Below are 13,891 nucleotides of genomic sequence, written 5' to 3'. Positions count from 1 at the left end.
AGACCGCCAAAACGGGATATGAAACGTAAAATAGCAGCGTTCAAATGAATCTGACGGTTCATCACCTGAAAAAGACATTTCATCATTGTTTTATGCAACATCACATTATTTTTATCATAAGCTCATGATGGACTGTCCTAGTTTTGCAGTACTAAATCCTGTACAATGAAAACAATAATTGCCTGCACAGATTTTTCCCGTGAAGCTGAAAATGCCACTCATTATGCAGCTTCTATGGCTAAAGAAAATGCTTTTAAGATGATACTTTTTAATCTGCAGACCGTTTCTATCCATGCTCTGAATGCACAGGCTTCCGCTGATTTTTTTTATACCCAGACACTTAAAAATCAAAAAAAGCTGAAAGATAAAGTAATGGAGCTTAGAAGAGTATATGCTATCGAAGTGGAATATCATCTGGCATCCGGAAACTTTATTGAGGAACTTGAAAATTGTATGCAAATACACAGCTGCGATTTTCTGGTGATGGGAATGGAAGAGAAAACTTTGGAACAAAAACTTTTGGGCAACCATGTAACAAGGGCTTTTCACAGGATAAAAAAACCGATACTCATTGTTCCTTCCCATATAGAATATACAGGAATCAGGAAAATACTTTTTGCTTATGATACTCACAGGAGTATGACCTGGTCTGCAATGAATGATATTTATTATTTTATTAATGAATTTAATGCTGAGGTTGAAGTCTTTAACGTAAGTGAAAGTCTGGAAGATTTTGCTGAGGTTATTCAGGATACGGATCTGAATTCGGGATATGATCTGGATGATATCAGATACCGTTTTAAAATGATCCAGTCCATAGAAGTCATCAAGGCTATTGAAGAGGAAATAAGATTGACAAATCCTGATCTTCTGACCATGGTTCCCTACAGATACAGCCTTGTGGAATCTCTTTTCCACCGCAGTAAAACAGCTATAATGGCTTACAAAAATAAAATACCATTACTGTCAATTCCCCTAAACATAGATTAAGATCAATAAAAATCTGTTCACATTGAATTATCCTTTTTTGCCTTTAAAGGCTAAATTTTACACTTAATCTTGTTTAACAGTCCCGGGAAACTTTCCCGGGACTGTTTTTATTTCAGAGATTTACAATCACTTTTCCGGCAACACGGTTAGTCTCAACCTCCAGATGGGCCATTGCTATATCTCCAAACGGAAATGTTTTATAAACAAAAGGCTTCAGTACTCCCTGTTCTAATAAACCCGCTATTGCCTCTGTGGTTGACTTTTTAGACGCTACCATCATAAACTCAATATTCACCTTTTTCTGCACGGCTTTTCCTGCAATATCCTCCGGAATCTCAGGAGACGGAAGTGTTACGATAATTCCGTTCTCTTTTACAATATCTACCGAATCAGACAATGTTCTTCCCTGAAGGGTATCAATGACTATATCTGCATCCTGCACCCTTTCATGAAAGTTTTCCGTTGTATAATCAATATGTTCATCTGCCCCAAGCGATAAAATAAAATCCCTGTTTTTCCCGGATGATACGCCAATAACATACGCACCGAAATACTTCGCAATCTGAACCGCAAAATGGCCGACACCGCCTGAAGCTGCATGAACCAGAACTTTATTTCCTTTTTTAATTTCAGCAACATCTACCAATGCCTGATATGCCGTTGAAGCGGCCATTGATGCTGCAGCCGCCTGCTGATGGGTAATGTTCTGAGGCTTTAATGCCAGATGGGCTGCCGGGGCAACCACATATTCTGCATAGGCATTTCCTTTTCCAAAAAAGTTGACCATCCCGAAGACCTCGTCTCCTGTTTTAAAATCAGTTACATTTTTCCCTGTTTCCACTACTTCTCCCGAGATATCCCATCCTAAAATAACAGGTCTTTTTTCTTCAAAAATCCAGTTCAGAACGCCTTCATACGCTCTGGACTTTACATCTACAGGATTAATGCTTATCGATACCACTTTTACCAATACTTCATCATTTCCTATTACAGGCTTGTCTATTTCTGCACATTGAAGATTTTCAACACTTCCCGCTTCGTTTAAAATTACAGCTTTCATTTTTTTTAATTTTAATTATCGGACAAATGTAATCTCATCATATCTTTGCAGCAAGTATGTACTTTTTTGTAATCTACATACCAAAAATATACTGATACTGATTATCAAATCATTGAAAAAATGTTAAAAATAAAAAAAGTTACCAGTGAGCCATCCTGCCCTGTAGACTATGCTTTTAAACGGATTGGAGGGAAGTACAAAGGCCGTATTTTATGGTATCTCCATCTGAATACGATTATGCGTTACGGCGAACTTCGTAAAACCCTTTCCGATATTACCCCTAAAATGCTTACCCAGACTGTCCGGGAGCTTGAAGATGACGGACTTATCCACAGGGAAGTTTATCATGAAGTTCCTCCGAAAGTAGAATATTCTTTAACGGAAACCGGTGCCGAACTCATTCCTTTTATTGATTATCTGCGGCTTTGGGGTGAAAATCAGATAGAAAAAGAGAGAATAAAAAATTAAAACCGTAACCCGTTTCAAAGAAATAGGTTACTATTCCTTCAAAACCATGAGTGATCATCATGGTTTTAATTTTATGTATAAAGGAATACTACCGGATATTTTTAACTAAAAAAACAAACATAGCAATTCATATTCATCTGAATATCAAAAAGTCGTAAATTTAGTATAGGATAAAAACAGTGTTTTCACCCTTTTTTATAGTTGTGCCGTTAGCTAATTTTGTTCCATAAAATTAAAAACCATAAAAATGAAAACTTCCTTTTTTACTAAGATTGTAAGTACGCTCTGCACAGCATTTATTCTTATTTTCTGTTTGCTAAGCTGCAATGAACCTCCTAAAGAACCTGTAAGTAACAGTTATAAAAAGAAACTGATCAGCTACCGCGAAGGCCGGGTCCTTTTTGATGAATACACCAGAACCAACCATGAGATTCTTACCAGATACAGAAACGGAGAACCTGATTCCAGATGGTATTGGTTTTCGCTTGAAGACATGGAAGGGTATATTAAATATGTAAAAGAAAACGCAAAAAAACAAAAATTAAAAAATCCGGGAATCAGAATTTATATGGGAAAATATCCCATGAACCATCCTAAAAACAGAATGGCAAAGCCTGAGTATGCAGGTTATCAAACCATATTTCTGGTGCCTACTTCACAGAAAAGAAAGAGAGACAATGCCATGGCCAGAACGGAGGCCACTGAGGAAAATACAGATGTACAATCTATAGAGTCTATGAATATGACCAATCTGGCTCCTCCTCCAAAAACACTGTCCGGAACAATGCCATAAAAACGAGATCATGAACTGGAATATTGAAACAGGGAAACAGACATCGATGGCCATATCCATTATAGTGATGATTCTAATGGTCATAAAATATAGAAAAACCGGAAAGGAAAATTTATTTTTCATCATAGGATATCTGTTGTTTTCCCTGATTGATATCTCCTGTTATTTCTATTTCAAGCTGACAAATCTGCCTACGGACATCTTCTACGTAATTGGTTTTCTTATGATTGTATTCTTTTTGTATTTATTTTACTATTACCAGTTATTGTATGTTTCGCTGCTCAAAAAGATCCAGGCTGTCATTCTGGTTCTTTTTGTCCTCAATATTGCTGTTATGTTGTACACGGAAGATGATCTGCTTCACCATTTTTCTTTTAATATGCTGTATGCAGATATTCTTCTGTTGCTGTTTTCAATTATTTTGTTCCTGTACCAGACCTTTAATTCTGACAAGATACTGGAAATCAAGAATTATTTACCGTTCTGGATTTCAGTAGCTTTACTGATTCTTTTTATCGGAAGCATTCCGATACTTTTTTTCAGAACTACTGTTTCGGAGACGATTTATTTCTTCATTTTATTTATGCTGAATCTGATCAGTAACGGCATACTCATACTGGGTTTACTCTGGAACAAACAGGAAAGAATAAGATAAATGCCTTGCAGATATGGAAGAGAATAATCTGGTCATCATTTTTACGATTACTTTATTTATCGTTGTTTTGACAATGGTCTTCATCTATGCGGTTTTTATCAGGAAAAAAACAACACTGCTGATCGAACAAAAGGAAAAAGACTTACGATTTGAAAAAGAGCTGGCCACCTCACAGGTGGAGATGAAGGAGCAAACCCTCAATTATATCGGGCAGGAACTGCATGATGATCTGGGACAGAAACTGTCTGTAGTCCGCCTACGTCATAACCAATTGATTACCAAATTAAAAAACTCAGAAAAAGAAGACCTGATTGAACTCAACGAATTATTAGGAGAATGTATACAGGATATAAGAAACCTTTCCAAAACATTAATCACCGAGCAGATCATTCACTTCGGGCTGGCAGAATCCATTGAAAGGGAAGTTCAGAGGATCCGGAAACTGAAATTATTAAAAATCGAATTCATCACCCAAAAACATGATATTGATATCTCTCCTAAACATGGTCTTATTCTTTTCAGAATTATCCAGGAAAGCATCAACAATATTCTCAAACACTCCAAAGCCAAAAACGTTTCCATCCAACTGGAAGATGATTGTGAAAAATTACATATCAGTATTTCTGATAACGGAAAAGGCTTTGATACCAGCATTATTCAGGACGGCTCAGGATTAAAAAACATGGAATTGAGAGCCAAACTGATTCATGCCGAACTGTCTATACAATCACAACTGAATAAAGGAACACAAACTCTGATAACCTATCACAAAAATTTATTATGAAAACTATTCCCATAGCGATCGTTGATGATCATACTTTAATCTCCAAGGCTTTGGAAAATATGATCACAGAGAATACTCAATACAGGGTCATTATGAATCATCCCAACGGAGAAGAATTTATTGCAGGAGTGGAAAAAGCTTCTGAATTACCTGCCGTAGTCCTGATGGATGTCAATATGCCCTATAAAAACGGTATAGAAACCACAGAATGGCTTACAGAACATTATCCTGATATTAAAGTCATTGCCCTGACAATGGATGATGATGAAAGAATATTGATCAAAATGCTGAAGGCAGGTGCTAAAGGTTATCTGCTGAAAGATATGCAGCCTTCTATCCTTTTCCAGGCCATTGAAACTGTATTTGAGAAAGGCAGCTTTTACACTGATTTTGTGGCCCAGAAATTACTGAAAGTAAAAACAGAAGAAGCAAAAAACGCATCCTTACTTTCAGAGCTGAGAGACAGAGAGAAAGAATTTATAAAATGGGCCTGCAGTGAGCTCACTTATAAGGAAATAGCAGACAAAATGTGCCTCAGCCCTAAAACCATTGACGGCTACAGAGATTCTGTTTTTGTAAAACTGGATATAAAAAACAGAGCGGGCCTGGTACTTTTTGCCCTGAAACATGATCTGTGCTAACTTAAAACCTCAATTTCAAACCTTTAACTATTATCTGAAAAAAACATCTTTACATTCTATGTATGGATCCGGCGGCTTTTCAAGCCGCCGGATCTTATTTATAACACACTCATATACAAACAAAAAGGTGTTTTTCCTTTCTCAGAATACGGCTTTCTCCTCTGTTTTCGTCTTGCAGAATGACGGAATTTTGTCATAGAAAAAAACACCAAAAGGCAGCACCCGAAAAGCCGGAACAGAGTAGGGAATATTTTTAAAAACTAATACAATGAAAAAAGCACTTATCGTAGGTATTAATGATTATGCACCCATCGGATACGGAGGTCCGGATCTTAACGGCTGTGTAAATGATGCTAGAGATATGGCCAATACATTGGTAATCTGTGGTTTTAGTCCGGCAAAGATTAAAATCCTGACCAATCAGAATGCCACAAGAGCGAATATATTAAATTATCTGAAATCAATGATCACCACAAGCGTGAAAGGAGATTCTCTTGTTTTTTATTATTCAGGGCATGGAACCAGAGTGGCTAATATCGGCTCCGATCTCGAGCTTGACGGTTTGGATGAAGCTATTTGTCCACATGATTATGCCAATGCCGGGGTCATTCGTGATGATGATTTTAAAGCGGTACTTGATAAGCTAAAAGCCGGAGTTAATATGGAAGTGATCTTCGACTGCTGTTACTCAGGAACCGGAACCAGAAAAATGGATCTGGGTCTGGAAGCTGATCTTCTCAACGAAACTGCCCGTTACATCCCTCCAATGCTTGAGGATGAATTTTACCTGACCTATGCCAGTGAAATCGGAGCTAAAAATGCAAAAAAGTCAACCGTTCTTACCAAAGCACTTGTCCCGGTTACAGGAATGAATCACACGTTATGGGCGGCCGCAAAAGACAATCAGGTATCCATGGAAGGAAATATCAGCGGACAGATACGTGGCTATTTTACGTATCATTTCTGTAAAATATTGCGTGCTACCAATGGAAATATTGTAAGAAAAACTCTTGATAAGCAGGTCGCTATTGCCTTAGCAGCTATGGGAGCGGCCCAGGTCAACCAGACAGAAAGCATGACTACAGAATTTTCACAAAAAATATTCACTTAACCAATAACCATTAGGCGGAATCCGAAAAGCCATAAAAGAGTAGGAATATACCAGATTAAAAATAATAATCATGTCAAAAATTGAAAACAACAACCCGATGACCGCTGAAGAAGTATCAAGACTCAGAACGGTTAAAGCAAAATCAACTGAAAAACCGGAAGTTATTCAGAAATTATTCAGCCAGGCACCTGCCATGGAAATGATTAACGGAAGAACTTTTCCTAAAGGAATGAAAACCATAGGAATGCCTATGGACGAAAAAACAACAGAAAACCGGGCATTGGAAACCGACCATTTCTATCCTACCCATGCTGATTTTGAATACAGCCCAAAACTGGAACCGAAAAGAGACCGTAAACCTAAATTCATTGACAGAGATTCTTTCCTGACTCCTGAAAATGCAAGAACCATTTTTGGAGTCGATCAGAGAAAAGTATACAATTCTACAGCCTATCCATGGAGATGTGTCGGCAGAGTAGAAAGCTCTCTGGGGTCAGGGAGCGGCGTAATGATCGGACCAAGACACCTTCTTACCTGCTCTCACATTGTAGACTGGCAGGCTAATAATACCACAGGATGGCTGAAATTCACTCCAATGTATTATAACGGAAGCGCGCCTTACGGAACTGCCTGGGGTACCTTGACGTACTACAAGTATAAAGTTGCAGGCCCTTCTATTGACTCTACAGAAATACAATATGATTATGTAGTGATTGTATTGGACAGACCCATCGGAAACAGCACAGGCTGGTTAGGCTCAAAATCCTATTCCGATTCATGGGACGGAGGCGCTTACTGGACCCACGCAGGATATCCGGGAGACCTTACAGGAACGCAAAGACCAACCTACCAGACAGGTATCGCACTGGATGGAGATTTCTGGAGTGCCGATGACAACGAAAGCATGAGCCATAAAGCAGATATATGGCCTGGACAAAGCGGAGGCCCTTTCTGGGGATATTGGGACGGCTCTCCGTATGCTGTAGCCACTCAAAGCGCGCATAATCCAAGTGATAATTTTGCAAGTGGCGGCTCAGATTTAGTCAATCTGGTCATCAGAGCAAGAAATGAACATCCTTAATTTATTTTTTTAGTTTAAAACCAAAGTCCGCCTTCCGGGGCGGACTTTTCTATGCAGATTAAAATATCGGACTGATTTAGCCAGTATTCTCAATATTTTAATACATTTGTTTAAAACATACTTCAGATGAATTTCGAACAGATCAACTTACACCTTGAGGCTTACAAAGAACATCATCAGATTCTGGATGCAGCAAAATACCTGATCCATTCTTTTAATCTTGAACATGAAAACTTTGCGGGATTCGGGTTCAGGGAAGAGCTTTCTCCCACCTCGATGCTTCTTACGGCAGAAGGTGATCTGGGAGGTCCGCAAACCGTGATGATCCCACGAAATTTATTTGATTTTGACCTGAACCTTGTGTTGAATATGGTTGCCCATGAAATGCTCCACGTAAGACAGAAAGCCCCCGGACAGGTCATTGAAGACAAAAACGAACGGGAATTTCAGGCATATTATGAAATGCTTTTTCACAAAGTTTTCCCACAGATTCCTGAAGTTTCGGATTTCCATAAAAAATTTTTTGGGGGAAAAGCGTTGGAATACTATAAAAGAATGGGTGAAGGTTCAGTATTACAGCAAAAATATGCAGAACAGAAAACAGAAGTTGAACATTTAATTAACGAATTGCCATGACAGTAAAACCAGATATCACCTGGGCAGATTTTGAAAAAATAGACATCAGATGCGGAACTATAATCTCAGTGAATGATTTTGAAAAAGCAAGAAATCCATCGTATCAGCTGGAGATTGATTTCGGAGATTTAGGAATCAGAAAGTCATCCGCACAGATTACTTCCCTTTATACAAAAGATGAATTGATCGGTAAACAGATTTTAGCAGTGGTGAATTTCCCGAAGAAACAGATTGCCAACTTCTTCAGTGAATGTCTTGTGTTAGGATTATATGGTGAGGACAAAAAAGATGTCACTCTTTTAACGCCTTCATTACCCACAAAAAACGGAATGCAGGTAGGATAACCGTCTGTTAAGTATAAAAAAGCCTTATAAATTATAAGGCTTTTTTAAATTAATTATTATTGATGAAGGGTCTTTACTCCAAGATTCGTAACCTGACCGAAGCTTACCGATACATTAGACGTATTCTCATCCACATATCCCGTATTATTTCCGGCATCGTAAGAAACGGTATAATTTCCCTGTGGCAGCCCGGAAAACATGAAAAATCCATCGGGGTTAGGTATTGCTGTAGAAATCGTATCTGAAGCCATAATGGCGTGAACGACTGCCTGCGCCGCCTGAGGCTGTACATATCCTTTAATCTGGCCGTTGGTAAGCTCAGAGAACGCCCGTATCACCGGTTTTAGGATATAAGATCCGTTCCCTGTAGTAACAATAGATCTTCCCGCATCGAAATCAATCCATACAGTATAAGCTCCGTTTGCTGATAATGTCTGATTCCAGTTGAATTTCAGCCCGCTTTGCTGGGCCGAAGGAGTTTGCAGAGGATAAGTAATTCCATTGACGACTACACTGTTGTTAGGGCCCAGCACCATTCTCATCTGAGAAACATTTCCCTCGGGGAGTGTGGCCTGCCCTAAAACTACATCTGTTCCGTTTTTAAAGTTAAGAAGATTATAAACGCCTGGATTTGGAAAGTTTAATGCTGTCCATTCTCCATTACTGTTAATTTCGATTCGTTGAATATCAATATTAACAGCATTATATGCTGCAGGGCCGTCAGTAAGCCTTACATTCACTGTAGCAGTACCGTTTTCGTTAGAATCATTACATGATGCCAGAAATAATAGGCAGATACTGCTTCCCATAATGAATAACTTCTTCATAAGCTAAAATTTAGGTATAATAAAAACGTTTTGGATAATTGGTTTATTATGTCATATATTCGGTTATAAAAAACAAAAAATGATCCAAAGTATTCCTTTAGAAAGAGTCTTATTTCTTGATATCGAAACAGTTCCACAGGCAGGTTCCTGGAGCGACTTATCCGAAACAGAACAGTATCTGTGGGATAAAAAAACAAAATTCCAGAGAAAGGAAGAGGTGACGGCAGAAGAATTTTATGAAAGAGCCGGCATTATGGCCGAGTTTGGAAAAATCATCTGCATCACCATCGGAATGGTGGAAAAGAATGAAACGTTAAAAATAAAGAGTTTTTCCGGGCATGATGAAAAGAAAATGCTGCAGGAATTCGGGGAAATCTTCAACAGTCCAAGGCTTTATAATGTGATTCTCTGTGCCCATAACGGAAAAGAATTCGATTTTCCATGGATTGCCAGGCGTTATCTTATCAATGGTATGCAGCCACCGGCACCGTTTCAGATGTTTGGGAAAAAGCCCTGGGAAATTCCGCATATAGATACTATGGAACTCTGGAAGTTCGGGGATTATAAAAGTTTTGTTTCCCTGGAATTACTGGCTCATGTCTTTGGTATTCCTACTCCGAAGGATGATATTGACGGCTCAATGGTTTCATCAATTTACTACATAGAAAAAGACTTGCAGAGAATTGTTGACTATTGTGAAAAAGATGTCTTAACTTTGGCAAATATTTTCCGGCGCATGCGTCAGGAAGATTTGTTGAAAAGGAATATCAATCTAGATTAAAAAATGAAATTTACAGACGATCAAATTGCTGACATTGGTGAGGAAATCATTGGTGTGCTGAAAACCGTATATGACCCCGAAATTCCGGTAGATATTTACGAATTAGGACTGATTTATGATGTCCAGATCTCCGATGATGCTGATGTAAAAATTATCATGACACTTACTACTCCCAACTGCCCTGTTGCAGAGACACTTCCACAGGAGGTAAAGGATAAAGTGTCTGAAGTAGAGCATGTAAAAAGTGTAGATTTAGAGCTTACTTTCGAACCGAGCTGGAATAAGGATATGATGAGCGAAGAGGCGAAGTTTGAGCTGGGAATGCTTTAATCACTCTTAACAATATAAAACCCCGAAGAATCATTTTTCGGGGTTTTTATTTTTAAATATCTTTTGCAATTTCCTTTCCTTCCCTCCTGCTCCATTCGCTCCATGAGCCTACATACAGATCCGGAATGGGAAATCCTGCATAGTCCAGCGCCAGAATCGTATGGCAGGCTGTAACGCCTGATCCGCAGTGAATAATAAGATGTTCAGGTTTGTCTTTTAATAATTGGCTGTATTTTTCTTTTAAAACTTCCGGGCTCAGAAAATTTCCGTCTTCATCAAGATTCTCAGAAAAAGGAATATTGATCGCTCCGGGAATGTGTCCTGCAACCAGATCAATCGGTTCAGATTCACCTTTATAGCGGTAGGCATCTCTTACATCAACAACCGTAGAGGAATTGTTTTTCAATTCATTTTCAACAACTTCCAGACTTGAAACCGGAAGAAGCCATTGCTTTTCTTGAATGAAAGACGCTTTATCAAATTTCTCTTCTCCTGAAGAAAATGCTAACCCGGTTTTTTCTGCAGCCTGCATTCCGCCATCAAGAACCTGTACTTTTTCAAATCCGAAAGATCTTAGCATCCACCAGGCACGTGCTGCTGCATTTGAAGCATTTTTGTCGTCATACACAACAATATGAGCTCCTTCTTCCATTCCGAGATCTGAAAGTGTTTCTGCAAATTTTTCTATAGAGGGAAGCGGATGCCTGCCTCCAAAAGCCGCATTTTCTCCAATCTCTGCCAGATCTCTGTCCAGATCGATGAACCGGGCTCCTTTAATATGTTTTTCAAGGTAGTTTTGCTTTGCATCTTTTCCTGTTCTTGCATCAAGAATGATAAGATTTTCCGCTGGAATATTTTTGAGTTCGGAGGATGAGATTATTGGTGACATTCTGGTGATTTTCTGGTTAAATTTTAATTCAATTCGGGGCACAATCCATTATATCCGGAGATATTAAACAGGTCGCACGGCTGTATTTGGCCATTCCGTAGGAATCTCAATTCATTATTAAAAAATAGTCCTGATTCCTACGGAATGACAAATCTGGCTATGGACATCAAATATCCCTGTAAGTTTTTAAATAGGTAAAACTTATAATTCATTCATCTTAAAAATGAAAGATATCCTTCGCTTTGTTGTAAGAGCTTTCAAAATTCAGCAGATTCAGTTTATGTTCTGCTTTTTCCACGCTCATAAAATTGATAACCTGTTCGGTAGGCATATTTCCTACAAGGTCATCTTTAGCCATAGGACAGCCTCCTATTCCTTTTATCGCACTGTCAAATCTTCTGCAGCCTTTATCATAAGCTGCTTTCAATTTGGAATAAGAATCTTCATAGCGGTTATGGAAATGCCCTCCAAAGTTAATTTCAGGATATTTGGAAGGTATTTTTTCAAACAAAAGAGCAATGGTTTCCGGAGTTGCTACCCCTGTAGTATCTGAAAGTAAAATATCTTTCACCCCGATATCTGAGAACCGCTGGGCCCACTGGTCTACATCTTCCCACTTCCACATTTCACCGTATGGATTTCCAAAAGCCATCGAGAAATAAATGGTAAGCTGTTTTCCTTCACTCCTTACCAGGTCAAGCATTTTAATGATCTCATCAAAAGCTTCTTCCTGGCTTTTATTGGTGTTTCTGTGCTGAAAAGTTTCAGAAATAGAAAACGGAAAGCCCAGAATATCTACCGACTGGTGTTTCAATGCTTTTTCGGCACCTCTGTAATTACCGATAATTGCAGAAACTTTCGTTTTGGAACGGGATTTATCAATATGCTCCGCTACCTCATTGGAATCTGCCATTTGCGGAATTGCTTTCGGAGAAACAAAACTCAGACAATCCAATACATCAAAACCAACATCCATCAAGGAGTTGATATAATCAATTTTTTTATCGGTAGGGATAAATTCTCCCCATCCCTGCATAGCATCTCTAGGACATTCGGTAAGAAACATTGTTACTTTTTGATTTTCTCAAATATAATAAAACTAAACTATTTGGTATACGGCACATACAAAGCTAGCACTATTTTGATTTTCAAACTTTTATATCCGATTTATAATTTCGATAACTGATATTAAATCGCAAATAACGTATTCTCAGCATCAAATTTGCTAACTTTGTTAAAATTTTGATATCTGATGAGTACAATAGAATTCAACCCTTTGTGGAAAGAAAAATTACTGAACCGCTTTCTTAGCTATGTAAAAATATATTCAACCAGTGATGCAGAAAGTGAAACAACACCTTCTACTGAACGCCAGTGGGATATTGCCAATTATATTACTGAAGAACTGAAGACTATTGGTCTTGAAGACGTTTCTATAGACAGCAACGGTTATATTATGGGCTATATTCCTTCTAACCTGGAAAATGATGACAGACCTACCATCGGATTTATTTCACATTATGATACTTCACCGGATTTCAGCGGAGAAAATGTAAGACCTCAGGTTTGGAAAAACTATGATGGAAATGATCTTCTTTTGAATCAGGCGACAGGATTTACATTATCTCCTTCAAGATTTGAAAGTTTAAAAAAATATATCGGCCAGACGTTAATTACCACTGACGGAAATACGCTTCTTGGTGCTGATGATAAAGCAGGCTGCGCAGAAATTGTAACAGCAGCCGAATATCTTATTGCACACCCTGAAATCAAACATGGAAGAATTGCTGTAGGATTTACTCCGGATGAGGAGATTGGAAGAGGAGCACATAAATTCGATGTTGCCAAATTTGGTGCAGAATGGGCCTATACCATGGACGGCGGAGAAGTCGGAGAGCTTGAATATGAGAATTTTAATGCTGCCGGAGCGGTAGTAAAAATCCACGGATTAAGTGTACACCCGGGTTATGCTTACGGAAAAATGATCAATGCTGCTTTATTAGCTGCTGAATTTGCTCAAATGCTTCCTGCTAATGAAACTCCGGCCACTACAAAAGGCTTCGACGGATTCTACCATTTAATGGATATCACGGCTGATATTTCTGAGGCTAAACTGCAATATATCATCAGAGATCATGATGCAGATAAGTTTGAAGCCAGAAAGAAATTTATGGAAGAAAAAGTAGCTGAATTCAATCAGAAGCATGGTGAAGGAACTGCCGAAGTGGAGATCAGGGAACAATACAGAAACATGAAACAGCAGTTTGAAGGGAAAATGCACATTGTAGATCTTGCGGCAAAAGCAATGACTGAAGCAGGTATTGAGCCTAAGATCAAAGCGATCAGAGGAGGTACAGACGGCGCGCAGCTTTCTTATATGGGACTTCCATGCCCGAATATCTTCGCGGGAGGAATCAACTTCCACGGACCATATGAGTATGTAGCTTTGGAAAGTATGGAAAAAGCAACTGAAGTCATCATTAATATTGTAAAAGCTTAAT

General features: G+C 38.6%; 17 protein-coding genes. 13 read left to right on the top strand and 4 right to left on the bottom strand.

Going from position 1 to position 13,891, the window contains the following annotated elements:
- Nucleotides 1–165 precede the first annotated feature (165 nt).
- On the top strand, nt 166–990 hold the full coding sequence (locus tag ACR1PO_RS09795; protein ID WP_433986638.1) for a universal stress protein: 825 nt from the start codon (nt 166–168) through the stop codon (nt 988–990).
- Between the two features lie 112 nt (nt 991–1,102).
- On the opposite strand, the gene ACR1PO_RS09790 is transcribed toward ACR1PO_RS09795, so the two are convergent.
- Nucleotides 1,103–2,050 carry an NADP-dependent oxidoreductase gene (locus ACR1PO_RS09790; protein WP_433986637.1) on the bottom strand — a complete coding sequence of 316 codons (948 nt, stop codon included), beginning with the start codon at nt 2,048–2,050 and terminating at the stop codon, nt 1,103–1,105.
- Nucleotides 2,051–2,170: 120 nt separating this feature from the next.
- Between ACR1PO_RS09790 and ACR1PO_RS09785 the strand changes: the two genes are divergently transcribed.
- The 9 genes from ACR1PO_RS09785 (at nt 2,171) to ACR1PO_RS09745 (ending at nt 8,563) form a co-directional block, all read left to right on the top strand.
- Nucleotides 2,171–2,518 carry a winged helix-turn-helix transcriptional regulator gene (locus ACR1PO_RS09785; protein WP_433986636.1) on the top strand — a complete coding sequence of 116 codons (348 nt, stop codon included), beginning with the start codon at nt 2,171–2,173 and terminating at the stop codon, nt 2,516–2,518.
- 247 nt (nt 2,519–2,765) lie between these two features.
- On the top strand, nt 2,766–3,311 hold the full coding sequence (locus ACR1PO_RS09780) for a hypothetical protein (RefSeq protein ID WP_332388688.1): 546 nt from the start codon (nt 2,766–2,768) through the stop codon (nt 3,309–3,311).
- 10 nt (nt 3,312–3,321) lie between these two features.
- Nucleotides 3,322–3,966, top strand: coding sequence for a hypothetical protein (locus ACR1PO_RS09775; RefSeq protein WP_433986635.1), 645 nt, complete (start codon nt 3,322–3,324; stop codon nt 3,964–3,966).
- A gap of 13 nt (nt 3,967–3,979) precedes the next feature.
- Nucleotides 3,980–4,750, top strand: a complete 771-nt coding sequence (locus ACR1PO_RS09770) for a sensor histidine kinase (protein WP_433986634.1) — start codon at nt 3,980–3,982, stop codon at nt 4,748–4,750.
- Complete coding sequence (locus ACR1PO_RS09765; protein WP_062672986.1) at nt 4,747–5,391, top strand: response regulator transcription factor; 645 nt, start codon at nt 4,747–4,749, stop codon at nt 5,389–5,391. Before ACR1PO_RS09770 ends, ACR1PO_RS09765 begins: the two co-directional genes overlap by 4 nt.
- Nucleotides 5,392–5,659: 268 nt before the next feature.
- Nucleotides 5,660–6,502 (top strand): caspase family protein, encoded by an 843-nt coding sequence (locus tag ACR1PO_RS09760; RefSeq protein WP_433986633.1) that lies wholly within the window; start codon nt 5,660–5,662, stop codon nt 6,500–6,502.
- 70 nt (nt 6,503–6,572) lie between these two features.
- On the top strand, nt 6,573–7,583 hold the full coding sequence (locus ACR1PO_RS09755; protein ID WP_332388692.1) for a trypsin-like serine peptidase: 1,011 nt from the start codon (nt 6,573–6,575) through the stop codon (nt 7,581–7,583).
- Nucleotides 7,584–7,709: 126 nt separating this feature from the next.
- The gene (locus tag ACR1PO_RS09750) at nt 7,710–8,219 is read left to right on the top strand and encodes a hypothetical protein (protein ID WP_332388693.1); all 510 of its coding nucleotides are present in this window, start codon (nt 7,710–7,712) and stop codon (nt 8,217–8,219) included.
- Entirely contained in the window at nt 8,216–8,563 is a 348-nt protein-coding gene (locus tag ACR1PO_RS09745) for a tRNA-binding protein (RefSeq protein WP_002982221.1), read from the top strand. The genes ACR1PO_RS09750 and ACR1PO_RS09745 overlap by 4 nt, the downstream gene beginning before the upstream one ends.
- Nucleotides 8,564–8,619: 56 nt before the next feature.
- On the opposite strand, the gene ACR1PO_RS09740 is transcribed toward ACR1PO_RS09745, so the two are convergent.
- On the bottom strand, nt 8,620–9,390 hold the full coding sequence (locus ACR1PO_RS09740) for a DUF4382 domain-containing protein (RefSeq protein WP_332388694.1): 771 nt from the start codon (nt 9,388–9,390) through the stop codon (nt 8,620–8,622).
- 79 nt (nt 9,391–9,469) lie between these two features.
- On the opposite strand from ACR1PO_RS09740, the gene ACR1PO_RS09735 reads away from it, so the two are divergent.
- Together ACR1PO_RS09735 and ACR1PO_RS09730 are read left to right on the top strand one after the other, a co-directional pair.
- Nucleotides 9,470–10,171 (top strand): 3'-5' exonuclease, encoded by a 702-nt coding sequence (locus ACR1PO_RS09735; protein WP_433986632.1) that lies wholly within the window; start codon nt 9,470–9,472, stop codon nt 10,169–10,171.
- A 3-nt stretch (nt 10,172–10,174) separates the two neighbouring features.
- Nucleotides 10,175–10,501, top strand: a complete 327-nt coding sequence (locus tag ACR1PO_RS09730; protein WP_002982214.1) for an SUF system Fe-S cluster assembly protein — start codon at nt 10,175–10,177, stop codon at nt 10,499–10,501.
- 52 nt (nt 10,502–10,553) lie between these two features.
- Here the strand turns inward: ACR1PO_RS09730 and ACR1PO_RS09725 are convergent, their stop codons facing one another.
- Nucleotides 10,554–11,390 carry a sulfurtransferase gene (locus ACR1PO_RS09725; RefSeq protein WP_433986631.1) on the bottom strand — a complete coding sequence of 279 codons (837 nt, stop codon included), beginning with the start codon at nt 11,388–11,390 and terminating at the stop codon, nt 10,554–10,556.
- Nucleotides 11,391–11,607: 217 nt separating this feature from the next.
- Entirely contained in the window at nt 11,608–12,456 is an 849-nt protein-coding gene (locus ACR1PO_RS09720; protein ID WP_332388697.1) for a hydroxymethylglutaryl-CoA lyase, read from the bottom strand.
- Between the two features lie 186 nt (nt 12,457–12,642).
- Between ACR1PO_RS09720 and pepT the strand changes: the two genes are divergently transcribed.
- On the top strand, nt 12,643–13,890 hold the full coding sequence (pepT, locus tag ACR1PO_RS09715; protein WP_433986630.1) for a peptidase T: 1,248 nt from the start codon (nt 12,643–12,645) through the stop codon (nt 13,888–13,890).
- The last annotated feature ends 1 nt before the right edge of the window (nt 13,891 follow it).

Source organism: Chryseobacterium amylolyticum (assembly GCF_051011775.1).
GTDB lineage: Bacteria > Bacteroidota > Bacteroidia > Flavobacteriales > Weeksellaceae > Chryseobacterium.
This window is presented reverse-complemented; position numbering and strand designations above follow the sequence as displayed.

Coding starts and splice junctions, on each gene's coding strand:
- ACR1PO_RS09775 (WP_433986635.1), top strand. CDS start 3,322: ATGAACTGGAATATTGAAACAGGGAAACAGACATCGATGGCCATATCC.
- ACR1PO_RS09765 (WP_062672986.1), top strand. CDS start 4,747: ATGAAAACTATTCCCATAGCGATCGTTGATGATCATACTTTAATCTCC.
- ACR1PO_RS09750 (WP_332388693.1), top strand. CDS start 7,710: ATGAATTTCGAACAGATCAACTTACACCTTGAGGCTTACAAAGAACAT.
- ACR1PO_RS09755 (WP_332388692.1), top strand. CDS start 6,573: ATGTCAAAAATTGAAAACAACAACCCGATGACCGCTGAAGAAGTATCA.
- ACR1PO_RS09730 (WP_002982214.1), top strand. CDS start 10,175: ATGAAATTTACAGACGATCAAATTGCTGACATTGGTGAGGAAATCATT.
- ACR1PO_RS09780 (WP_332388688.1), top strand. CDS start 2,766: ATGAAAACTTCCTTTTTTACTAAGATTGTAAGTACGCTCTGCACAGCA.
- ACR1PO_RS09770 (WP_433986634.1), top strand. CDS start 3,980: ATGGAAGAGAATAATCTGGTCATCATTTTTACGATTACTTTATTTATC.
- ACR1PO_RS09785 (WP_433986636.1), top strand. CDS start 2,171: ATGTTAAAAATAAAAAAAGTTACCAGTGAGCCATCCTGCCCTGTAGAC.
- ACR1PO_RS09725 (WP_433986631.1), bottom strand. CDS start 11,390: ATGTCACCAATAATCTCATCCTCCGAACTCAAAAATATTCCAGCGGAA.
- ACR1PO_RS09740 (WP_332388694.1), bottom strand. CDS start 9,390: ATGAAGAAGTTATTCATTATGGGAAGCAGTATCTGCCTATTATTTCTG.
- ACR1PO_RS09760 (WP_433986633.1), top strand. CDS start 5,660: ATGAAAAAAGCACTTATCGTAGGTATTAATGATTATGCACCCATCGGA.
- ACR1PO_RS09735 (WP_433986632.1), top strand. CDS start 9,470: ATGATCCAAAGTATTCCTTTAGAAAGAGTCTTATTTCTTGATATCGAA.
- ACR1PO_RS09790 (WP_433986637.1), bottom strand. CDS start 2,050: ATGAAAGCTGTAATTTTAAACGAAGCGGGAAGTGTTGAAAATCTTCAA.
- ACR1PO_RS09795 (WP_433986638.1), top strand. CDS start 166: ATGAAAACAATAATTGCCTGCACAGATTTTTCCCGTGAAGCTGAAAAT.
- ACR1PO_RS09745 (WP_002982221.1), top strand. CDS start 8,216: ATGACAGTAAAACCAGATATCACCTGGGCAGATTTTGAAAAAATAGAC.
- pepT (WP_433986630.1), top strand. CDS start 12,643: ATGAGTACAATAGAATTCAACCCTTTGTGGAAAGAAAAATTACTGAAC.
- ACR1PO_RS09720 (WP_332388697.1), bottom strand. CDS start 12,456: ATGTTTCTTACCGAATGTCCTAGAGATGCTATGCAGGGATGGGGAGAA.